The 22416-nt window shown below is 71.0% G+C and carries 18 protein-coding genes; 13 read left to right on the top strand and 5 right to left on the bottom strand.

Annotated features, from left to right (window positions below; all coding sequences use genetic code 11):
- Positions 1–134: 134 nt before the first annotated feature.
- Both ACIQH8_RS06145 and ACIQH8_RS06140 read left to right on the top strand, forming a co-directional pair.
- A complete protein-coding gene (locus ACIQH8_RS06145; protein ID WP_400996094.1) occupies positions 135–587 on the top strand; it encodes a YciI family protein in 453 nt (150 codons plus the stop codon).
- Between the two features lie 16 nt (positions 588–603).
- On the top strand, positions 604–1917 hold the full coding sequence (locus tag ACIQH8_RS06140; protein WP_400996092.1) for an RNA polymerase sigma factor: 1314 nt from the start codon (positions 604–606) through the stop codon (positions 1915–1917).
- Positions 1918–2152: 235 nt separating this feature from the next.
- On the opposite strand, the gene ACIQH8_RS06135 is transcribed toward ACIQH8_RS06140, so the two are convergent.
- On the bottom strand, positions 2153–2962 hold the full coding sequence (locus tag ACIQH8_RS06135; protein ID WP_400996090.1) for a Bax inhibitor-1/YccA family protein: 810 nt from the start codon (positions 2960–2962) through the stop codon (positions 2153–2155).
- A 160-nt stretch (positions 2963–3122) separates the two neighbouring features.
- On the opposite strand from ACIQH8_RS06135, the gene ACIQH8_RS06130 reads away from it, so the two are divergent.
- From ACIQH8_RS06130 to ACIQH8_RS06105, 6 genes are all read left to right on the top strand, one after another.
- Complete coding sequence (locus ACIQH8_RS06130) at positions 3123–4214, top strand: glycerophosphodiester phosphodiesterase family protein (protein WP_400996087.1); 1092 nt, start codon at positions 3123–3125, stop codon at positions 4212–4214.
- Between the two features lie 67 nt (positions 4215–4281).
- Positions 4282–6792, top strand: coding sequence for an ATP-dependent helicase (locus tag ACIQH8_RS06125; protein ID WP_400996085.1), 2511 nt, complete (start codon positions 4282–4284; stop codon positions 6790–6792).
- Positions 6789–7331, top strand: a complete 543-nt coding sequence (locus ACIQH8_RS06120; RefSeq protein WP_400996083.1) for an NUDIX domain-containing protein — start codon at positions 6789–6791, stop codon at positions 7329–7331. The genes ACIQH8_RS06125 and ACIQH8_RS06120 overlap by 4 nt, the downstream gene beginning before the upstream one ends.
- A gap of 66 nt (positions 7332–7397) precedes the next feature.
- Positions 7398–8816 carry a ferric reductase-like transmembrane domain-containing protein gene (locus ACIQH8_RS06115; RefSeq protein ID WP_400996081.1) on the top strand — a complete coding sequence of 473 codons (1419 nt, stop codon included), beginning with the start codon at positions 7398–7400 and terminating at the stop codon, positions 8814–8816.
- Positions 8813–9295, top strand: coding sequence for an FMN-binding protein (locus tag ACIQH8_RS06110; RefSeq protein WP_400996079.1), 483 nt, complete (start codon positions 8813–8815; stop codon positions 9293–9295). The genes ACIQH8_RS06115 and ACIQH8_RS06110 overlap by 4 nt, the downstream gene beginning before the upstream one ends.
- Before the next feature lies 1 nt (position 9296).
- The gene (locus ACIQH8_RS06105) at positions 9297–10070 is read left to right on the top strand and encodes an FAD:protein FMN transferase (protein WP_400996076.1); all 774 of its coding nucleotides are present in this window, start codon (positions 9297–9299) and stop codon (positions 10068–10070) included.
- Positions 10071–10092: 22 nt separating this feature from the next.
- Here ACIQH8_RS06105 and ACIQH8_RS06100 read toward each other — a convergent pair whose 3' ends face one another.
- Together ACIQH8_RS06100 and ACIQH8_RS06095 are read right to left on the bottom strand one after the other, a co-directional pair.
- Positions 10093–10959, bottom strand: coding sequence for a DUF72 domain-containing protein (locus ACIQH8_RS06100; RefSeq protein WP_400996074.1), 867 nt, complete (start codon positions 10957–10959; stop codon positions 10093–10095).
- 9 nt (positions 10960–10968) lie between these two features.
- Positions 10969–11691: a VIT family protein gene (locus ACIQH8_RS06095; RefSeq protein ID WP_400996072.1), complete on the bottom strand. Its 723-nt coding sequence runs from the start codon at positions 11689–11691 to the stop codon at positions 10969–10971.
- Between the two features lie 216 nt (positions 11692–11907).
- On the opposite strand from ACIQH8_RS06095, the gene sucC reads away from it, so the two are divergent.
- Together sucC and sucD are read left to right on the top strand one after the other, a co-directional pair.
- Positions 11908–13074 (top strand): ADP-forming succinate--CoA ligase subunit beta, encoded by a 1167-nt coding sequence (gene sucC, locus ACIQH8_RS06090; RefSeq protein ID WP_400996069.1) that lies wholly within the window; start codon positions 11908–11910, stop codon positions 13072–13074.
- Positions 13075–13098: 24 nt separating this feature from the next.
- Positions 13099–14007, top strand: a complete 909-nt coding sequence (sucD, locus tag ACIQH8_RS06085) for a succinate--CoA ligase subunit alpha (protein ID WP_400996067.1) — start codon at positions 13099–13101, stop codon at positions 14005–14007.
- Between the two features lie 119 nt (positions 14008–14126).
- On the opposite strand, the gene ACIQH8_RS06080 is transcribed toward sucD, so the two are convergent.
- Both ACIQH8_RS06080 and ACIQH8_RS06075 read right to left on the bottom strand, forming a co-directional pair.
- Entirely contained in the window at positions 14127–15407 is a 1281-nt protein-coding gene (locus tag ACIQH8_RS06080; protein WP_400996065.1) for a prealbumin-like fold domain-containing protein, read from the bottom strand.
- A 377-nt stretch (positions 15408–15784) separates the two neighbouring features.
- Entirely contained in the window at positions 15785–18499 is a 2715-nt protein-coding gene (locus tag ACIQH8_RS06075) for a hypothetical protein (RefSeq protein ID WP_400996063.1), read from the bottom strand.
- Positions 18500–18756: 257 nt separating this feature from the next.
- Between ACIQH8_RS06075 and ACIQH8_RS06070 the strand changes: the two genes are divergently transcribed.
- From ACIQH8_RS06070 to ACIQH8_RS06060, 3 genes are all read left to right on the top strand, one after another.
- The gene (locus ACIQH8_RS06070) at positions 18757–19284 is read left to right on the top strand and encodes a hypothetical protein (protein WP_400996061.1); all 528 of its coding nucleotides are present in this window, start codon (positions 18757–18759) and stop codon (positions 19282–19284) included.
- A gap of 103 nt (positions 19285–19387) precedes the next feature.
- Positions 19388–20809, top strand: a complete 1422-nt coding sequence (locus ACIQH8_RS06065; RefSeq protein ID WP_400996058.1) for a hypothetical protein — start codon at positions 19388–19390, stop codon at positions 20807–20809.
- Between the two features lie 104 nt (positions 20810–20913).
- On the top strand, positions 20914–22314 hold the full coding sequence (locus tag ACIQH8_RS06060) for a DUF6350 family protein (protein WP_400996055.1): 1401 nt from the start codon (positions 20914–20916) through the stop codon (positions 22312–22314).
- Positions 22315–22416: the final 102 nt, after the last annotated feature.

The raw sequence follows: 22416 nt of genomic DNA, 5'->3' as shown, positions 1-22416 counted from the left end.
CTCCGACAGATTCACGGTGCGCCCGATCGTATATCCGCAGAAGTGTGCGAGACGTGTCGATCGGGCGCCTTCCCGTTCGACGTCATCAGTGAGAGGGTCGAACAGCGACCCGGACACGCGAGGAGCGAACGACCATGACGAAGTACATGATGATCATGCGCGGCAGCGACGAGGCCGCCGAGGCCTTCCAGGACATGCCGTTCGACGAGGTCATCGCGGCGATGGGCCGCTACAACGAGGAGATGATGAAGGCCGGCATCATGCTCGCCGGCGAGGGACTCTCCGACGCGAGCGAGGGCTTCGTCGTCGACTTCTCGGCCGAACCGCCGCTCGTCACCGACGGCCCGTACGGCGAGACGAAGGAGCTGTTCAACGGCTTCTGGATCATCGACGTCGCCTCCAAGGAGGAGGCCGCGGAGTGGGCGCGCCGCTGCCCGCTCGGCCCCGGCACGAAGCTCGAGGTGCGCCGCGTGAACGACATCGAGGACTTCCCGCAGGACAACGAGTGGATCCGGAAGGAGCAGGGCTGGCGCGCCGAGCAGGCCGAGCGGCTCGCCGAGGAGGCGCGGCGCGGGGCGACGGCGTGAGCCGCGCCATCCGCACGTGACCGACGACGAGACGACGGATGCCGCGGCGGCGCGCCCGACGGACCCCGAGTCCGCCCGGCGCGCCGTCGCCGCCGTGTGGCGCATCGAGTCCGCGCGGATCGTCGCGACGCTCACGCGCACGGTCGGCGACTTCGCGCTCGCCGAGGACCTCGCGCAGGACGCGCTCGCCGAGGCGCTCGCGCAGTGGCCGGCGTCGGGCATCCCGTCGAACCCCGGCGCCTGGCTGACCGCGGTCGGCAAGCGCCGCGCGATCGACGGCTGGCGTCGCCGCGAACGCTACGACGAGCGGATCGCGGCGATCGCGCACGACCTCGAGCGCGAGCAGGCCGAGGCGACGGATGCCACGGGCGACCTGCCGTACGACCCCGACGCGATCGACGACGACGTGCTCCGGCTCGTGTTCGTGTCGTGCCACCCGGTGCTCTCGCGCGAAGCGCGGGTCGCGCTCACGCTCCGCGTCGTCGGCGGGCTCACGACGGAGGAGATCGCCCGCGCGTTCCTCACGCCCGTGTCGACCGTGCAGCAGCGCATCGTGCGCGCGAAGAAGACGCTCGGCGCCGCCGAGGTGCCGTTCGAGGTGCCCGGGCGCGAGGAGTTCCCGGCGCGGCTCGGCACGGTGCTCGGCGTGCTCTACCTCATCTTCAACGAGGGGCACTCCGCGTCGGCCGGCACCGACCTCATGCGGCCCGAGCTCAGCCGAGAGGCGCTGCGACTCGCGCGCGTGCTCGCCGGGCTCGTACCGCGCGAGCCCGAGGCGCACGGGCTCGTCGCGCTCATGGAGCTCACCGTGGCGCGGTTCCCGGCGCGACTCGACGCGCACGGCGACCCGGTGCTGCTCGCCGACCAGGACCGGCGGCGATGGGACCGGTCGGCGATCACCCGTGGGCGTGCCGCGCTGGCTCGCGCGGACGCGATCGGGCACGGCCGGGGACCGTACGCCCTGCAGGCGGCCATCGCCGAGCAGCACGACGTCGCGGCATCCGTCGACGACACCGACTGGGCCGCGATCGTCGCGCTCTACGATGCGCTCGGGCAGGTGGCACCCTCGCCCGTGGTCGAGCTCAACCGTGCCGTGGCGGTGGCGATGGCCGACGGGCCGGAGGCGGGACTGGCGCTCGTGGACGGGCTTGCCGCCGACGGCCGGTTGGCGCGATACCACCCGCTGCACGCCGTGCGCGGCGAGCTGCTCGAGCGACTCGGGCGGTCGGATGACGCGCAGGCGGCGTTCGCCGAATCGGCGCGCCTGACCGCGAACGAGCGCGAGCGCGCGGTGCTGCTCGCCCGAGCCTCCCGCCCCGGCGCGCGCTGACGCGCTCGGCGGCCCGCGCCCCGCGCCTGCGCGCCGGCGCCCGCGCACGCTCCGCCCCGACCCGGCCAACCGAGTGCGGTTTCTGCGGTGGAGTGCGGGATGACTCCGCACTCCACCGCAGAAATGGCACTCGGATGCGAGGCAGGCCGCGTACGGAGGCCGGTCAGCGCGTCGCGAGACGCGGAACGGGCCGCCCCCGAGGGGAGCGGCCCGTTCGTGGCGCGAGGCGAGAGCGCTAGTCGCGCGCGATCGCGAGGATACGCAGGATCTCGAGATACAGCCAGATGACGGTGACCATGATGCCGAAGGCGCCGGTCCAGCCGTACTTCTTCGGGGCGCGGTTGCGCACGCCCTGCTGGATGAAGTCGAAGTCGAGCACGAGCGAGTACGCGGCCATGATGACGACGAGGACGCCGATGATCACGCCGAGCGGGATGCCCATGATGTCGGTGCCGCGCAGCCCCCACGGGTCATCGGTCACGTTGAAGAGCATCAGGCCCATGTTCACGAGCGAGAACACCAGGTAACCGACCATCGCGACGAGGAAGATCTTCGTCGCGCGCTTGGACGCCCGGATCTTGCCCGAGGCGAAGAGCGCGAGCGTCACGCCGACCACGACGAGCGTCGCGATGACGGCCTGCGCGACGATGCCGCCGCCGTAGGCCATCTCGTACCACGCCGAGATGCCGCCGACGAAGATGCCCTGCACGCCCGCGTACGCGAGGATCAGCGCGGGCGACGGCTCCTTCTTGAAGATGTTGACGAGGGCGAGCACGAAGCCGACGAGGCCGGCGCCGATCCAGAGGAACGGCACGGACTCGACCGTGAGCCAGCCGATCGCCGCGCCGACGAGCAGCACGCCGAAGGCGGCGGCCGACTTCGCGATCGAGTCCTCGATCGTCATGACGTCGCGGTCGGGGAGCGTCGCGGGCTGGTTGTACATGTCCTGCAGCTGCTGGGCGGACATGTCCTGTGCGACAGCCACCGCCCCCTGGCCGGAGGTGAACGCCTCATTGCGTGAGAAGGCGGGGTTGTTGAGAGCCATTGCTGTGGTTCCTCTGCTTTCGGCTTTCCGTCGTGTGGAGGGGAATCGCGCGACCTGGCGGCCGCGTCCGTCAAATCTACCCGTTCCAGCGGTGACAACGCCGTGAAATCCCCCGGCATTCCGGGGCGGATGCCGCGTCGGCGCTCGCTACGCTTGCCGCATGCTGCGCGATCTCGCCGAGCGTCCGTTCGTCATCGGGCATCGCGGCGCGTCCGGATACCGCCCGGAGCATACCGAGGCCGCCTACCGGATGGCGTTCGCGCTCGGCGCCGACGCCGTCGAGCCCGACCTCGTCGCCACGCGCGACGGCGTGCTCGTGCTGCGGCACGAGAACGAGATCTCGGGCACGACGGATGTCGCGTCGCGCGCCGAGTTCGCCGCTCGCCGCACCACGCGCGAGGTCGACGGCCGAGCGCTCACGGGCTGGTTCACCGAGGACTTCACGTGGGCCGAGCTCGCGACGCTCCGCGCGACCGAGCGGCTGGGCGCCATCCGCCCGCACAGCGCAAGCTTCGACGGCCGGTACCCGATCCTGCGGTTCCGCGACCTCCTGGGTCTGCTGGATGCCGCGACCGACGAGTCGCGGCGGATCATCCGCCTCGTCGCCGAGTTCAAGCACGCGACGCACTTCGCCGGCCTCGGCCTGCCGCTCGAGGAGCTGTTCGCCGCCGAACTCTCGGCCGCGGGCTGGGGCCGCGGCGACGACCGCCTCGTCTCGGAGTCGTTCGAGCCCGGACTCCTCGACCGGCTCGTCGCGGCGGGCGTGCGGGGCACCCGCGTGCTGCTCATCGAGGATCGCGGCGCCCCGTTCGATCTCGTCGCGTCCGAGGGCTCGGCCGCGAGGCGGTACGACGCCTTCGTCAGCGAGCGGGGGCTGCTCGCGCTCGGCGGGGTCGTGCACGGGGTGAGCGTCGGCAAGGGCCGGCTCGTGGGCGACGGCCCGCGGTCGGTGGCCGTCCCGGCGGATGCCGCGCCGGCGCGCCGCGCGCGAGCGGACGCCGCGCTCCGCGGGTCCGACCTGGTCGACGCCGCGCACGCGGCGGGACTCGCCGTGTACACGTGGACGCTCCGCCCCGAGAACCGCTTCCTCGCGCCCGGGTTCCGACGCGGTACCTCGCGCGGGGCGTGGGGCGACTGGCTCGGCGAGTTCACGCGGATCATGGACACGGGCGTGGACGGCGTGTTCGTCGACCACCCCGACCTCGGCCTCGAGGCGCGACAGGCGTACTTCGGCGACGAGGACCGGCTCTGAGCGCTGGGCTCGGTCTGTCGTCCCGCAGCGACGGAGCGTCGGATGCCGCGCCTAGACTTGTCGGGACATGACGCTGATCCTCGACCCCGACGACCCCACCGGCTGGCGCGAGGCGCCCGGCGCGGCCGACCGCGACCGAGCCGACGAGGCCCGCGCCGCCGGCCACGCGGCATCCGATCGCCTGACCGCCGGGCTGAACCCGCAGCAGCGCGAGGCGGTCGAGTACCGTGGGCCCGCGCTGCTCATCGTCGCGGGCGCGGGGTCGGGCAAGACGCGCGTGCTGACGCATCGCATCGCGAGCCTCATCGACGGGCGCGAGGCGTGGCCGAGCCAGATCCTCGCGATCACGTTCACGAACAAGGCCGCGGCCGAGATGCGCGAGCGCGTCGAGGCGCTGCTCGGCGAGGCCGCGGGCGGCATGTGGATCTCGACGTTCCACTCGGCGTGCGTGCGGATCCTCCGGCGCGAGGCCGAGGCGATCGGGCTGTCGAGCACGTTCACGATCTACGACTCGGCCGACCAGCGCACCATCCTGAAGCGCATCATCAAGGAACTGGACGCCGACACGCTCGGCTTCACGCCCGCGAGCGCACAGGCGAAGATCTCCAAGCTGAAGAACGAGCTGAGCGACGTCGAGACGTACGCGCGGAACGTCAACACGAACGATCCGAACGACGTCATGTTCCTCGAGATCTTCCGCCAGTACACGCGGCGGCTGCGTGACGCGAGTGCGCTCGACTTCGACGACCTCATCAGCGAGACCGTCTACCTGTTCCGCGCGTTCCCGAAGGTGGCGGCGCTGTACCAGCGGCGCTTCCGGCACATCCTGGTCGACGAGTACCAGGACACGAACCACGCGCAGTACGCGCTGATCCGCGAGCTCACCCGGCCGGTGGAGCCCGACGTCGTCGCCGAGCTCGACGCGCACGGCGTGCTCGTGCGGGGCATGACGGATGCCACGGGGTCCATACCCGGCGCGTCCCTCACCGTCGTCGGCGACTCCGACCAGTCGATCTACGCGTTCCGCGGGGCCGACATCCGCAACATCGTGGAATTCGAGCGCGACTTCCCGGGCGCGAAGGTCGTGCTGCTCGAACAGAACTACCGCTCGACCCAGAACATCCTGTCGGCGGCCAACGCCGTCATCTCGAACAACTTCGACCGGAAGGACAAGAAGCTCTGGACGGCCGACGGCGACGGCGACAAGATCACCGGGTACACGGGCTATTCCGCGCACGATGAGGCGCAGTTCGTCGCGGACGAGATCGAGGCGCTGCACCGCGCCGGCGTCGCGTACCGCGACATCGCCGTGTTCTACCGCACCAACGCGCAGACGCGTGCACTTGAGGAGATCTTCGTGCGCTCGGCCCTGCCGTACCGCGTGGTCGGCGGCACGAAGTTCTACGAGCGCGCCGAGATCAAGGATGCGATGGCGTACCTCATCGCCGTCGCGAACCCGCTCGACGAGCTCGCGCTCCGCCGCATCCTGAACACCCCGAAGCGCGGCATCGGCCCGGCGACCGAGACGAGCCTCGCGAGCTTCGCCGAGCAGAACGACCTGACGTTCCGGCAGGCCATGCGCGCGGCCGACGGCCTCGGGCTGGGGCCGAAGGTGACCAAGGCGATCGTCGACCTCGCGAAGCTGCTCGACGCGGCGGCCGCGATGCTCGTGCCGAGCCAGAAGGGCATCGACGAGGGCACGAACGAGGGCGCCTCGAAGGTGTCCGAGGTGCTCGCCTTCCTCGTCGAGGGATCGAAGCTCGTCGAGACGCTCCGCACGAGCCGCGACCCGCAGGACGAGACACGAGCCGAGAACGTCGAGGAGCTCCTCGCGCAGACCAAGGACTTCGACCGCGAGAACCCGGGCGCGGGGCTCGTCGACTTCCTCACGCAGGTCTCGCTCGTCGCCGCGGCCGACGAGCTCGACGACGCGTCGGGCACGGTCTCCCTCATGACGCTGCACACCGCGAAGGGCCTCGAGTACCACGCGGTGTTCCTCACCGGCCTCGAGGAGGGACTCCTGCCGCACCAGATGTCGGCGTCGGAGCCCGGCGGGCCCGCCGAGGAACGGCGCCTTTTCTACGTCGGCATCACGCGCGCCCGCAAGCGGCTCTACCTCTCGCTGGCGATGAGCCGCGCGCAGTTCGGCGAGGTGTCGGTGGCGATGCCGAGCCGCTACCTGCAGGAGATCCCGGATGAGCTCGTCGACTGGAAGCAGTCGCCCGGCATGGCGAACAGCCGCGGCGGCAATCAGCCGCGCGCCCTGAACGCGCGGCGCGGCGGCTACGGTTCGGGCGGCGGCGGGGCCTGGGGCACGCGCGATCGCGACCTCGAACGGTTCAGCGTCACGAAGTCGGCGGCGCCGAAGACCGAGTGGGCGAACCGGGTCACGGGCACGGTGCGCGACAACGGCGACCTCACGCTCGAGGCGGGCGACCGCATCCGGCACACCGACTTCGGCGAGGGCACCGTGCGGCAGGTCACGGGCGAGGGCACGAAGCGCATCGCGCATGTGGCGTTCGACGCGGCGGGGCAGAAGAAGCTGCTCATCAAGATCGCGCCGATCGAGAAGCTGTGACCTGGCCGATCCGCGCGCAGCGCGTCGTCTACGAGAACCCGTGGATCCGGGTCGTGGAAGACGACGTGGTGCGCCCGGACGGCACCGAGGGCATCTACGGCGTCGTCGAGATGCAGCACCCTGCGGTGTTCGTGGTCGCGCTGACCGACGCCGACGAGGTGCTGCTCGTCACGGTCGACCGGCACACGGTGGGCCGCTCGGTCGAGGTGCCCGCCGGCGGCTCCGACGGCGAGGAGCCCCTCGTGGCCGCCCGTCGCGAGCTGCTCGAGGAGACCGGGTTCGAGGCCGACGGCTGGCGGCCGATCGGCGCGATGACGGCGCTCAACGGCATCGCCCGCGCACCGGAATCGGTCTGGCTGGCGACCGGCGCGCGCCCGGCCGCGGGGCACGCGCACGGCCAGGCGGAGGAGGGCATCCACGAGGTCCGCGCGGTTTCCTGGTCGGAGGTGATGCGGATGGTGCAGGGCGGGGAGATCACCGACGGCGAGACCGTTGCCGCCCTCATGTACGCGACCCTCGCGCTCGGTCGCATCGGCTGACGGGTTCGCAGACGCCTCATAGGAAGCGCATCGGCAGACGATAGGCCGCGAGCGCACCATCGGGGCATGGCCTTCCTCGTCCACGACGCTCGACACCTCGAGCGACCCGTGCGCCCCGTCGCCGACGGAGCGCGCTCGCGCGCCGGTCGCCGGCTCTGGCGCGTCGACGTGCTGCAGGCGTCGGCCGCGGCCTCCGTCGCCGTGGCCGTCGCACTGTTCCTCGCCGAGGGCGGTGCGACCCGCTTCGGCGACCCGGGTTCGGCGATCACGTCGCTCGGCATCGTCGCGGGCCTCGCGGCGACCGACCTGGTGCTCGTCATGCTCCTGCTCGCCGCCCGCGTGCCGTTCATCGAGCGGGCGGTCGGGCACGACGCGGCCATGTCGCTGCACGGCAGGCTCGGCAAGCCGGTGCTGTACCTGCTTGTCGCGCACGGCGTGCTGCTGCTCGCCGGGTACGCGATCGCCGACGGCGTCGACCTCGCGGCCGAGGCGGTGGCGATCTGGAACCTGCCCGACCTGCCGCTCGCGCTCCTCGGATTCGCGCTGTTCCTCGCGGTCGTGGTGAGCTCCCTCGTCGCCGTGCGTCGGAAGCTCCGCTACGAGGTATGGCACGTCGTCCACCTCCTCGTCTACGGGGCCGTGCTCGCAGCGCTGCCGCACCAGTTCAGCGTCGGCGGCCTGTTCGTCGTCGGGACCTGGCAGTGGGCCTACTGGCTGGTCATCGCGTTCGGCACGCTGGTCGCGATCGTCGCGTACCGGGTGGTCGCGCCGCTCGTCACGACCCTGCGGCACGGGCTCGAGGTCGAGCGCATCGATCCGGTCGGCGACCCGGCCGACGGCGTCGTCTCGGTGACGATGCGCGGTCGCCGCCTCGCCGCGCTCCGCGCCACGGGCGGGCAGTTCTTCATCTGGCGCTTCCTGACGGCGGGCCAGTGGTGGCAGGCGCATCCGTACTCGCTGTCGGCCGCGCCTCGCGGCGACCGGCTCCGAATCACGGTCCGCGCCCTCGGCGACGGGTCGGCGAGCCTGACCGGCATCCGCCCCGGCACGAAGGTGGCGCTCGAAGGGCCGTACGGCATCTTCAGCGAGGCGTCCCGCAGCCGGCGGCGGCTGACCCTCGTCGCCGCCGGCATCGGCGTCACCCCGACCCGGTCGCTGCTCGAGTCGGCGACGTTCCGGCCCGGCGAGGCGACCGTGGTGCTCCGCACCCAGGGCCCGGCCGAGGGGTGGCTGCTCGACGAGGTTCGCGACCTCTGCCATCGACGCGGTGCCACGCTCATCACGATCCCGGGATCCCGCGGTCGCGGCTGGTTGACGGCATCGGCCGAGCGGCAGGGGCTCGACCTCGTCGCGCTCGTGCCGGCGGTCGCCGACAGCGACCTCTACGTCTGCGGCCCGCGGGGCTGGGCCGACGGCGTCATCTCCGAGGCCCGCTCTGCGGGGCTCTCCGACGAGCAGATCCATCACGAGAGGTTCGACTGGTGAGACGACGTGCGATGCTCCTGGCCTCCGCGGCCTCGGCCGCGGCCATCCTCGGCGGACTCCAGATCGGGAACGTCGCGACGACCTCGCTGACGGCGACCACGGATGCCTCGGGGCCGGACACGGCGACCGGGTCGACCGGGTCGTCCGGTTCCTCGTCCGCGTCGGCCGGGTCCGCGGCATCCGATACCGCAGCCGGTGCCACGGACGGGACCTGGACCGGTACCGCGGTCGGGACCCGGTTCGGCGACGTGCAGGTCCGGGTGACCATCTCGAACGGGACCATCTCCGACGTCACCGCACTCCAGCTCACCGACAGCGACGGTCGGTCGATCCAGATCAGCAACCGCGCGGCGCCCCTGCTCCGAGACGAGGTGCTGCGGGCGCAGACGGCGAACGTCTCGATGATCGGCGGCGCCACGTACACGAGCCAGGCGTACCTGCGGTCGCTCCAGTCGGCGCTCGACCAGGCGGGGTTCTGACGTGGGCGCGCTCGTCCTGCCGCCGAACGCGTTCGCCGCGATGGGCACGGTCGTGAGCGTGAGGGCGGATGCGGTACCGGATGCCGGAACCGCGACCGGCCACGATGCGCTCTCGATCGTGGCCGGGGTGTTCGCCCGCTGGGAGTCGCGATGCAGCCTGTTCGACCCGGCGTCGGAACTCAGCCGGATCGGACGCGGCGAACTCGCCCTGCTCGACGCCGGCGCGGAGGTGCGCGATGCGTACGCCCTCGCCCTGCACTGGCGGGACGCGACCGACGGGCGGTTCACCCCGCACCGCGGTGACGGGCTCATCGACCTCAACGGCGTCGTCAAGGCACTCGCCGTCGAGGAGGCGGGGGAGGCGCTCGACCTGACCCGACGCTCCGGATGGGCGATCGATGCCGGCGGCGACATCCTGACCGCGGCCGACAGCCCGTTGAACGTCGCGATCGTCGAGCCCTCCGACCGATGGGCGCTCCTCGCCGGCATCGACCTCGACGGCGTGCGCCGCCGCGCGGTCGCGACCTCCGGGAGCGCCGAGCGCGGAGACCACATCTGGACCGTGCCCGGCGCCGGACCGTCGCCGTTCGTGCAGGTGAGCGTCGCCGCCGCCGACCTCGTGACGGCCGACGTGCTCGCCACCGCGATCGTCGCCGGCGGGCGCGCGGCGCTCGACGATCTCGCGGAACGGTTCGACATCGACGTGCTCGGGGTGCTGCGCGACGGCACGCTGCTCGCGACCCCGGGGTGGCCGCGGAGGGCGCCGGTCGCCTGAGCCCGGCGCCGACGGGGCGCGCTCAGGCGGATGCCGCGGGCCCGAGCGCCCGTGGTCGAGGCAGCCGGTCGATGAGCGCCATCGCGTCGAACGGCGCCCGCACCTTGATGTCGTTGTCGAAGTAGAGGTAGGCGTCGCGTCCGGCGTCGAGGTGCGCCCGCGCCCACGTCGCCCAGCGGTCGAGCGCGGCGTCGTCGTACCCGGAGGCGTACAGCTCCTCCTCCCCGTGCAGGCGCGCGTACGCGAACTCCGCCGTCGTCAGGTCGAGGCGCGGGTACGTCCCGGCGGTGTCCGCGGTGACGGATGCGGCGCCGTGCCGTGCGAGCAGGGAGCCCCACGCCTCGGCCTGCGCCTCGAACGACGGATGGCGCACCTCGACCGCGTGACGGAGCGGCGCGTCGGCGCCGGCCGAGAACGAGGAGCGGCCCTCCATGCGCTCGTCATGTCCGGCGGCGAGGGCCGCGGCATCCGCCCTCGATCTCGGAAGCCGCCCGAGGAACGTGTCGAGCAGTCCGGGGTCGAATGCGAGGGTCGGCGGCAGCTGCCAGAGCAGGGGGCCGAGCTTCGCACCGAGGTCGAGGACGCCGGAGGCGAAGAAGTTGGCGAGGGGGGCGTCGACGTCGCGAAGGCGCTTGACGTGGGTCACGAACCGGGGGCCCTTGACCGCGAACACGAAGCCGTCGGGCGTCCCGTCGCGCCAGCGCGCCCAGCTCGCGGGCCGCTGCAGGGAGTAGAACGAGCCGTTGAGCTCGATCGAGGTCATGCGCGCCGCGGCATACGCGAGTTCGTCGGCCTGCCGCAGGCCGGTCGGGTAGAAGGCGCCGCGCCAGCCCGGGTAGCGCCATCCGGAGATCCCGATGCGCGCCTCGGCGTCTCGCTTCGCCGTCACGTGACTGCGCTAGACCGCCCCGCCGAGCAGGGAACCGATGGCCCAGGTGACCGCGAGCGCGAGCGCGCCGCCGACCACGACACGGGTCACCGCCCGCAGGCGGGGGGCGCCGCCGATCCACGCCGACAGCCATCCGGTGATCGCGAGGGCGACGATGACCGCGACGAACGTGGTCGCGACGCGCCACTCGGGCGGAGGTAGGAGGATCGCGAGCATCGGCAGCACCGCCCCGACGAGGAAGGACGCCGCGGACGCCCACGCCGCGTGCCACGGGTTCACGACGTCGACCTCGGAGATGTGGAGCTCGGCCTCGAGGTGCGCGGCGAGTGCGTCGTGCTCGGTCAGTTCGCGTGCGACGAGTTCGGCCGTCTCGGGGGTCAGGCCCTTGCCCCGGTAGATCTCGGCGAGCTCCGCGAGCTCCTGTTCGGGCATGGTCTCGAGCTCGGCCCTCTCCTTCGCGATGAGCGCGTGCTCGGTGTCGCGCTGGCTCGAGACCGACACGTACTCGCCGAGGCCCATCGAGATCGCGCCCGCGATCACCGAGGCGACGCCCGCGATCAGGATGGCGGCGACATCCGTCGTCGCTGCGGCCACGCCGACCACGAGCGCGGCGACGGAGACGATGCCGTCGTTCGCGCCGAGCACGGCGGCGCGCAGCCAGTTGAGCTTCTCGTGCACCTTCCCGTCGTGGGGGTCGGTGCGGTGCACCGGTTCGGCCGTGGCATCCGTCATGTCGGCAGTCTCGCAAAGCGGCGGACCGCCCGCCAGCATGGTGAGGCTCACCTGAGCGGTCGACCGTGCGTTCGGCGGCCCGTCGGCGACGGAGTACCATGGTCGCGGCTCGACTATCTCGACATCGAGGTATCTTGACGTCGAGACTCTCCACAGCCGGGCCTCTCACCCACCCATCCCTGCGCGCAACCCGCGCGGAACGATAGGAAGCAGAGCGTGGATCTTTACGAGTACCAGGCCAGAGACCTCTTCGAGAAGTACGGAGTGCCGGTGCTCCCGGGCATCGTCGCCGACACCCCCGAAGACGTGCGAGCCGCAGCCGAGAAGCTCGGCGGCGTCGTCGTCGTCAAGGCGCAGGTGAAGACCGGCGGCCGCGGCAAGGCGGGCGGCGTCAAGGTCGCCAAGAACGCCGACGAGGCGGAGGAGGCCGCGAAGGCGATCCTCGGCCTCGACATCAAGGGCCACGTCGTCAAGCGCGTCATGGTCGCCGCGGGTGCGAAGATCGCGCAGGAGTTCTACTTCTCCGTGCTCCTCGACCGCGCCAACCGCTCCTACCTCTCGCTCACGAGCGTCGAGGGCGGCATGGAGATCGAGCAGCTCGCCGTCGAGAAGCCCGAAGCGCTCGCCCGCATCGAGGTCGACCCGGGTACGGGCATCAGCCCCGAGAAGGCGCGTGAGATCGCCGAGGCTGCGAACTTCCCGGCCGAGCTGGTCGACAAGGTCGCCGACGTCTTCGTCAAGCTGTACGACGTCTACACGGGTGAGGACGCGACGCTTGTCGAGGTGAACCCGCTCATCCTCGACGAGGACGGGAACGTCATCGCCCTGGACGGCAAGGTCACGCTCGACGAGAACGCCGAGTTCCGTCACGCCGGGCACGCCCTCCTCGAAGACAAGGCCGCGGCCGACCCGCTCGAGGCCAAGGCCAAGCAGCTCGACCTCAACTACGTCAAGCTCGACGGCGAGGTCGGCATCATCGGCAACGGCGCAGGCCTCGTCATGTCGACGCTCGACGTCGTCGCCTACGCAGGCGAGAACCACGGCGGCGTGAAGCCCGCGAACTTCCTCGACATCGGCGGCGGTGCGTCGGCCGAGGTCATGGCCAACGGCCTCTCGATCATCCTCGGCGACCCGCAGGTGAAGTCGGTCTTCGTGAACGTCTTCGGCGGCATCACCGCGTGCGACCAGGTCGCCAAGGGCATCGTGGGCGCGCTCGCCGAGCTCGGCCACGAGGCGAACAAGCCGCTCGTCGTGCGCCTCGACGGCAACAACGTGGCCGAGGGCCGCCGCATCCTCGAGGAGGCGGCGCACCCGCTCGTCACCCTCGCCGACAACATGGACCAGGGCGCCGACAAGGCCGCCGAGCTGGCGAACGCCGCGTAAGCGCAGAAGGACAGGATCACTGCAATGACGATCTTCCTGAACAAGGACAACAAGGTCATCGTCCAGGGCATCACCGGCGGCGAGGGCTCGAAGCACACGGCACGCATGCTCGCGGCCGGCACGCAGGTCGTGGGCGGCGTGAACGCCCGCAAGGCCGGCACCACGGTGCTCCACACGGACAAGGACGGCAACGACGTCGAGCTGCCCGTCTTCGCGTCGGTCAGCGAGGCCATCGAGGCCACGGGTGCGGACGTCTCGATCGCCTTCGTGCCGCCGGCCTTCACCAAGGACGCCGTCATCGAGGCCATCGACGCCGAGATCCCGCTGCTCGTCATCATCACCGAGGGCGTGCCCGTGCAGGACTCCGCCGAGTTCTGGGCCTACGCCAAGGAGCAGGGCGGCAAGACCCGCATCATCGGCCCGAACTGCCCCGGCATCATCAGCCCCGGTGAGTCGCTCGTCGGCATCACCCCGGCGAACATCACCGGCAAGGGCCCGATCGGTCTCGTCTCGAAGTCGGGCACGCTCACGTACCAGATGATGTACGAGCTGCGCGACCTCGGCTTCTCGACCGCGATCGGCATCGGCGGCGACCCGATCATCGGCACCACGCACATCGACGCGCTCGCCGCGTTCGAGGCCGACCCCGAGACGAAGGCGATCGTGATGATCGGCGAGATCGGCGGTGACGCCGAGGAGCGCGCGGCCGACTTCATCAAGGCGAACGTGACGAAGCCCGTCGTCGGCTACGTCGCGGGCTTCACCGCGCCCGAGGGCAAGACCATGGGCCACGCGGGTGCCATCGTGTCGGGCTCGGCCGGCACCGCGCAGGCGAAGAAGGAGGCCCTCGAGGCCGCCGGCGTGAAGGTCGGCAAGACGCCGTCCGAGACCGCCCGCCTGCTGCGCGAGGTGTACGAGGCGCTCGGCGCGTAAGACAGCGGATGCCGCGGCCGGCGCGTTGCTCGCACGGCCCGCGGTTCGCAGGGGAGGACCCCGTCGGCGATGCCGGCGGGGTCCTCCGCGTTCTCACGGTGTGACTCGACCTCCTCGGGTCACGGGTCGATGACGATGGTGCAGACCACGGTCCTGGGCTCGAGGTCCTCGATCGTGATGCTCGGGTCGTCCATCTCGTCGAGCAGCGAGACCGAGTCGGATCCGTCGACATCGCACTCGATGCTCGAGAACGTGCCGCCGTCGATCTGCGAATCGACGCTGACCGTGAGGTCGGTCAACGGCGTGTTCGAGAAGGTGACGGGTGTCGCGGTGTCGCAGTCGGTGTCGGCAACGACGGTGCCGGTCTGCTCCGAATCGGCCGAGACGTATCCGGTGGGAACGGTCTCGGTGACCGCGTAGTCACCCTGGTCCAGACCCTCGATGCAGATCTCGCCGTCGGCATCGGTCATCTCGACGATGTTCTCCGTCAGACCGTTGCCGCTCACGGTGAAGGTCACGCCCTCCTGCGGGTGGTCGCCGGGGCCGGATGCCGCGTGCTTGGCGGTCTTCTCGATCACCAATGCACCGCAGTTGTTGATGCCCGTCGGCACCGGGGCGATGTAGTCCTTCATCGCGGCGGTGAAAGAATCGGAGGACCGGCTCTTCAGGTACGCGCTGCCGAAGGCGACGCATCCGTCACCCACGATCTCCGAGAAGTTGACCGTCGCCTCGCCGAAGGTGCGCGGCGAGATGTCGCCGAGCCCGTCGGCGTCGGCGCTCGGGATCGCGCTCGTGTTGATCGATCCGGTCGCGTCGTTGTCTGCGGAGAGGTTGTCCCGGATACCCCAGCACGGCGTGCTGTTGGCGGCCTCGCACTGCGACTTCGGCCCGCTCGCGACCCACGTCGACAGGTACAACTCGGGGATGGTGCCGCCGTTCGCGAGGTCGTACTGGATCAGCAGGTCGCCCGCGGTCCGTTGCGGCGTGACGCCATTGCCCGAGTCCACCTGGGACTGGTTGAACTCGAAGTCCATGTTCGTCGTGCCGGTCGGGTCCTGGACGCGGTGCCAGAACATGTGCAGGAAGTCGTCGCCCGTAGTCTCCTCGAGGTAGAGCCCGAAGTTCTTCAGGTCGGACTTGTTCGGTGGAATCGATCCGCTCACCGGCGAGGGCACGAGCGTGTCCTCCTTGGAACCCTGGCCGAACGAGTCGTCGCCGGTTCCGGATGGTGCATCGGTCTGGCGGACTTCGGCGACGTTCACCCAATCCAGGTTGCCGGCGATGTCGACCTTCAGGTTGGCGTCGGTGTCGATCTCGAAGTCGCTGCCCGGCAGGCTGGGCGGTGGAGCGTCTGCTGACGCAGGTCCCGCCATGAGCGCGGAACCGATCAGCGCGGCCATCCCGACCACGCCGGCGCCGCGAAGACCTCGCCGTCGGAACGCGAGGCGCTCTTCTGACGTGCGGATTCGGGTTGTGTGGGGCATCATCGCCTCCGGTGTCGCAGGTTCGCCCGGTCCGGTCGGACCGGACGGCCTCTGCGGGCGGTGGGCGGACTCGGGCGGTCCGCAACGGCGCGTCCGACGAGGTGGGTAGGTGCTTCACCGGGCGTGCATCGCGCCGTAGGGGTCTCTCACGCCATTCGGCACGTTACTCGCACCCGCACCGGGCTGGAACCGGAAATGAGAAATGCTCAGCACCCCAGAACGGGGGACGGGCGAGGGTCCCGCCGACGCTGCCGGCGGGACCCTCGGGTTCAGTTGCGAGATGCCTCCTCAGCTCACGGGTCGATGACGATGGTGCACACCACGGTCCTCGGCTCGAGGTCGTTGATCGTGATGCTCGGGTCGTCCTCCGCATCGCCGATGGCGACCGAGTCGGAGCCGGCCACGTCGCACTCGATGCTCGAGTACGTGCCGCCGTCCACCTGCGAGTCGACGCTCACCGTGATGTTCGTCAACGGGATGTTGGTGAACTCCTTCACGGCTCCGGCGTTCGTGTCGGAGCAGTCGTCGGCCGACGCCTCGGCGACGTTCGCCGTCTGCGTGCCCGGGACCTCCATCACGTAGCCGGCCGGGAGCTGCTCCGCGACCGTGTAGTTGCCGACCAGGCCGCTCACGACGAGGCCCGTGTAGCAGGCCACGCCGTTCGCGTCGGTAGTGACCGTCACGCCTGCGAGATCGAGCTCGCCACCGGTGATGACGAAGTCCACGTCCTCATGCGGATGGTTCTCACCGAGCCCGTCGGCCGCGTGCTTGCGGTCCTTGACGATCTTGATCGAGCCGACCTGGCGGTCGTCGTGGAACGTGCACGTCACGGTCTCACCCGGGCTCAGCCCGATCGAGGCGGGATCCGACCCGTCGTCGCACGTCGCGCTGATCAGGTTCCAGTAGTCCGGAACCGTCTCAGTGACGTCGTACGTGCCGGGGTCGAGGTCCGAGAACGTCCGCGAGTCCTTGCCGGCGGCGCCGGCGGCGGTCGTCGTCAACGTGAAGGGCGACGGCGAGAGTGTCGTCGAGGTGAACTCGAACGCACCGCTGCCGCTGTCGGTGATCTTCTCGATGACGATCGATCCGGACGCACGGTTGGTGTACGTGCAGTCCAGGATGTCGTCCGCGTCATCGATCGCGAAGGTCACGGTCGCACCCAGGATGGACGGCGTGACACCGCTGCTCGCGCTGCAGTCGAGGTCGACCAGTTCCCACCCGGTCGGGAGCGTGCCCTCGGTCACCGTCAGGCCGGTTCCGAACAGCACGTCGTCGTACGACTTGCTCTCACCGTTCTTCAGGGAGAAGGACGGATCGGTCTCGCCGCCCAGCGTGGACAGTGCGGTCGTGTAGCCGAACGACGAGTCGGTGCCGTCGGGGCTCGGCTGCGTCACCTTGCGGATGATGACCTGGCCACCGGTCTGGTTGCCGTAGGTGCAGTCGAGCACGTCGCTCGCGTCGTCGATGTCGAACGTGACCGTGCCGGTCGCGAGATCGATGTTCGGGGTCACGCCCGAGCTCGCGTCGCAGTTGATCGACTCGAGATCCCAGCCCGTGGGCAGGGTGTCCTCGGTGATGGTGTACCCGGTTCCGAGCAGGACGTCGTCGTAGGTCGCGTTCTCCCCGTCCTTCAGCGACGGCGAGGGATCGTTCGCTCCCGAGAGCCGATCGAGATCGGTCGAGAAGCCGAACGACGAGCCGCTCGGGTCAGGACTCGGATCGGTCGACTTCCGGATGATGACCGTCCCACCGGTCTCGTTGTAGTACGTGCAGTCGAGCACGTCCGAGGCGCTGTCGAGGTCGAACGTGACGGTCGCCCCGCTGATGTTCGGGGTGACGCCGGTGCTCGCGCTGCAGTCGACGCTGTCGAACTTCCAGCCGCTCGGCAGCGAGTCCTCGGCGACGGTCAGGCCGGTGCCGAAGAACACGTTGTTGAAGGTCTGGACGCCGTCATCCATGAGGCTGAAGGTGTTCGACGTGCTCGGTGACGTGTCGAAGGACTTCGTGTAGCCGAACGACGCGGTTGCGCCGTCGGGATCCGTCTGCTTGCGGATGATCACCGATGCGCAGTTGGTGATGTTCACCGGCACGGGAGCGATGTAGTCCTTCAGCGCCGCGGTGAACGAGTCGGAGGACCGGCTCTTCAGGTAGGCGCTGCCGAACGACGTGCATCCCTCGGTGCCGAGCAGCTGAGTGAAGTCGATCGACGCCTCGCCGAAGGTGCGGGCCGAGAGTGCGCCGAGTCCGGCGCTGTTCGGCTCGGTGATCGCGGTGGAGTTGATGGCACCGGTCGCGAGGCCCGCGGTCGTCAGGTTCGTCCGCAGACCCCAGCAGGGGAACGCGTTGCTCGCCGTGCAATCGCTCGTCGCGACCGTGGCGGAATCGTACGGCGGGTTGAAGTCGGTGTCGGTCAGCCAGAATGCCACCCAGAGCACCGGGCTGGTGCCGCCTCGCGAGAGGTCGTACTGGATGAGCAGGTCGCCCTCGGTGCGCTGTGGCGTGACCCCGTTTCCCGAATCGGCCATCGACTGGTTGAACTCGAAGTCCATGTTCGTCGTGCCGTTGGGCTCCTGGACGCGCGTCCAGTAGAGATGGATGAAGTCCTTCGACCCCGTCTGCTCGCGGTAGACGCCGAACGTCTTGAGGTCGCTCTTGTTGTTCGGGATGCTCCCGAACTCCGGCACGGGCACCGCGGTGTCCTCCTTGGTGCCCTGGGTGAATGAGTCATCCGTGGCGCCCGTCGCCAGGTCGTCCTTGCGGGTCTCGTTCACGTTCGCCCAGTCGAGCGAAGGAGGAGAGGCTGCATCGACGACGAGGTTCGCGTCGGCTTCGATCTCGAACTCGCTGCCCGCCAGGCTCAACGGACCCGCGGCGATCGCCGGTCCGGCGAGGAACGCCGTGCCGACAAGGCCGGCGAGGCCGGCCGCCGCGGCGATCCGGAGACATCGCCGTCGGAACGTCTCCCGTTCCTCGGGCGTTCGGGCACGAACTCGGGTTGTGGATGGCATCGTCGCCTCCGGTGTCGCAGTTCATCCGGTCCGGGCGGGCCGGACGTTCCCCTGCGGGCGAGCGGGCGAATCTCGGGTGGTTCGTCTTCGGCGCGTCTGGCACGTGGGTAGGTCGTGCCGGGCGTGCGTCGCGCCGTAGTGGTCTTTACGCCATTCCGCACGGTACTCCCCGACGGCTGGCGCGGGAAGAGGAAGTGAGGGACCCTCAATACCCCAGATCGGGGCACGCGTCGGGCGTGCATGGCACAGTGGAAAGCATGAGCGAGTCATCGCGTGCGTCCGATGCGCCGCCGAGCGCCGCGCACATCATCCGCACGAGCTTCGTCACCGAGGAGTCGGTGTACGGCGTCATCCTCGTCTCGGGCATGATCGTCGTCTCGGGCGGGCACGGCGACAGCTCGTGGCGGGTCTTCTGGACGGTCGTGATCACGGTGCTCGTCTTCTGGGCGGCGCACGTCTACGCGGGCACCGTCGCGCACCACGGCTTCGACGACGGGCGGATGATCGGGCTCGGGGACGCGTTCCGCATCGCGCTCCGCCGCTCGTTCGGCATGCTCGTCGCCGCGCTCATTCCGTCGGCGATCCTGCTGCTCGGCGCGACCCGCGCCATCCCCGACCCGGTCGCGATCTGGACGGCGCTCTGGGTCGGCGTCGGCGTGCTCGCCGTGCTCGGCTTCATCGCGTTCCGCAGACGCGGCGCGAGCCTCGTCATGCAGTTCACCGGTGCGCTCGGCACGGCCGCGTTCGGCATCGCCCTGATCCTGCTGAAGGCGATCGTGCACTGACGACGGATGCCGCGCAGCGGCGTGTCACGGGACCATCGTCTTCCCCGGGGCTCGACCGCTCGATATCGTCGGCATCGTGGCCGACCGGGGGAGTGGTGCGCAGATGACCGATTCGACGAATCCCGACGACGACCTGCGCGCTCGGATCGCCGAGCTCGAGGCCGAGAACGCGCGACTGCGCGCCGATGCCGCGGAGACCCGCGATCTGTCGGCGGATGTCGCGGCCGCGGCATCCGTCTCGCCGGAACGCCCGAAGCGCCGACGCGGGCGGACCGTCGCCGCGGTCGTGCTCGTGGTCGTCGGGCTCCTCCTCGCGCCGATCGCGGTGATCACCGCGTGGGCCCGCGCCGAACTCGTCGACACCGACCGCTTCGTCGCGACGTTCGGGCCACTGGCCGAGGACCCCGAGGTCCAGGACTTCCTCGCCGACCAGGTCACGACCGCGATCGAGGAGCAGGTCGACATCCCGTCGCTCACCTCCGACCTGTTCGACGGCATCAAGGCGCTCGACCTCCCGCCCCGCGCGGAGGACGCCCTGTCGCTCCTCGAGGCGCCCGCGGCGCAGGGACTCAGCTCGCTGCTCTCGTCGACGGTCGATCGCGTGATCGAGTCGGAGGCGTTCGCGAACGTCTGGGATGCGGCGCTCCGTACGAGCCACACGCAGATGGTCGCCGCGCTGCAGGGGGATCCCGAGGCCATGCTCGAGATCGGTGGCGACGGCACGCTCTCGGTGCAGCTCGGCCCGATCATCGAGGCGGTCAAGGAACGCCTGAGCGAACAGGGGGTCGGCTTCGCCTCCGCGATCCCCGTCGTCGACCGCAGCGTGCAGGTCGCGCAGGCCGACTCGCTCGTGCTCGTGCAGACGATCTACGCGCTCGCCGTCGCCGTCGGCACCTGGCTGCCGCTCATCGCCCTCCTCCTCCTCATCGCCGGCGTGGTCGTCGCGAAGCGACGGAGCGTCGCGCTCGCCTGGACCGCCGGCGGGTTCGCGCTCGTGATGCTCCTGACCCTGGCCGGCTTCGGCACGGGCCGGCTGTTCTTCGTCGGCACGGTGAGTCCGTCGATCATGCCGAAGGGCGCGGCCGAGTCGATCTTCACGGGGCTCACGGAGCTCATGGTCTCCACGCTCACCGCGCTCGCCGTGCTCGCGATCGCCCTGGCGATCATCGCCTGGCTGTCCGGGCCGTGGTCCTCGGCACGTCGGGTCCGGGGCTTCGCCGACGAGACGTTCGGCGCGGTGCGCCGCAGCGCGGGCGACCACGGCATCACGACGGGGCGCTTCGGGGTCGGCCTCCACCGCTGGCGCGTCGCGGCGTACGCGGCGATCGCGGTCATCGCGTCGCTGGTGCTGTGGTTCTCGCGGCCGCTCGAGGTCTCGACCGTGCTGTGGACCGTCGTGGTCGCGCTGCTCGCGGTGCTCCTCGTCGAGCTCCTGCGGCGTCCCGAGCCCGCGGTCGCCGCAGCGGCTCCACCGGCATCCGCGTCGGAGCCGGACGACGGGACGCCACCACTGGCGAGCCCCTGACGGCATCGACCTCCGCCGGCTGACGCGCCGGCGCGGCATCCGCTCGCCTCGGGACCGCACGTCGTGCACGACGCCCGGCCGAGCCCGGGTTAGGCTCGCGTGCGATGAGACGCACGACGATCGCCCTGCTGGCCGCTCTGGAGGCCACGGTCGCGGTCCTCGTCGGCCTCGGCCTCGCGTTGGTGCCGCTCATGCTGCTCTGGGCGGTGCACTTCGGCCTCGCCGCCCCGATCGAGGTCTTCCTCCGGGCCTCGGCGGACATCTGGCTCCTCGGCCACGGGGTCGACGTCGTCGTGCAGCTCGACCCCGCGACCGCGGCGACGGTCGGCGTCGCGGGCGCGGACGAGCCGTTCACCGTCGGCATCGCGCTGCTCGGCTTCGCAGCGCTGACGTTCCTCTTCGGCCTGCGCATCGGCCGCCGCGCGACTGCGACCGGCACGCCGATCGTCGGCGCCGTCTCCGCCGTGCTCGTGACGGCCCTGCTCGGGGCGGCGCTCGCCGTGCTCGTCGCCCATCCGATCGCGCAGCCCGTGCTCTGGCAGGCGGCGGTGCTGCCGAGCCTGGTAATGGGCGGCGGAGTGCTCGCGGGCGTCGCGGTCGCGTTCGGCCGGTCGGGCTGGGCGACGGATGCCGCGACGAGCGCCGTGCGCGATCGGCTCGACACGCTTCCGTTCGTGGCCTGGGCGGGGATCCGCTCGGCGATCCGGATCGGGGTCGGGTCGGCGGTCGGTGTGCTCGGCGTGGCGGCGGCGATGCTCGCGGTGCGCATCGTCATCGACCATCCGACGATCATCGGGCTCTCGCAGACGCTCGGCGCGGGCGTCGACGGCGGCATCGCGATCACGCTCGTCGAACTGGCGCTGCTGCCGAACCTCGTCGTCTGGGCGGGCTCGTGGATGCTCGGACCCGGTTTCGCGATCGGCGCCGGCACGATCGTCTCGCCGAGCGTGACCCTGATCGGGCCGGTCCCCGGCCTGCCGATCCTGGGCGCGCTGCCGCCGGACGGGGCGCCGCTCGGCGTGCTCTGGCTGGCCCTCCCGGTGCTCCTCGGCTTCGGCGGCGCGGTGCTCGTCGGCCGCGGCAAGCGCGAACGCGACCGCGAGCCGTGGTGGGCGACGCTCTCGGTCGGCGGGGGTGCCGGCGTGGTCGCGGGGCTCCTCATGGGCGCGCTCGCGTGGGGTGCTGGTGGAGCGGTCGGGCCCGGGAACCTCATCGACGTCGGCCCCGACCCGCTCCTCGTCGCCGGCGTCACCGCGGCGAGCGTCGGTGTCGGGGCGATCGCGGGCGCGTTCGCAGCGCGCGCCCGGTCGCGCGGCGCCGGCGACCCCGACGACACGGCGCGTCGGCCCTGGTGGCGTGACGACCGCGCCGGTGCGTCGGCCGAGGAGCCCGGCGAGGTGCCGGCCGGGCGCTCGCCCGACGCGGCGAACGCCGAGCGCACACCGGCGGACGAGGCCGAGACGGTCGAACTCGACGGCCTGACGCGCGGGAGCCACGGCCGCTGAGCGGCGATTTCGACGCGCCTTCGCCGCGTGTTATCCTCACGGACAACAAGCCCCCGGATCCCCTGCCGCGCTGCCGCGCGCCCCCGGCGGCTGCCCGCCGAC

Source organism: Agromyces sp. GXQ0307 (assembly GCF_044769845.1).
GTDB lineage: Bacteria > Actinomycetota > Actinomycetes > Actinomycetales > Microbacteriaceae > Agromyces.
Note: the sequence above shows the minus strand (reverse complement) of the source record. Positions and strands in the feature narration are given on the sequence as shown.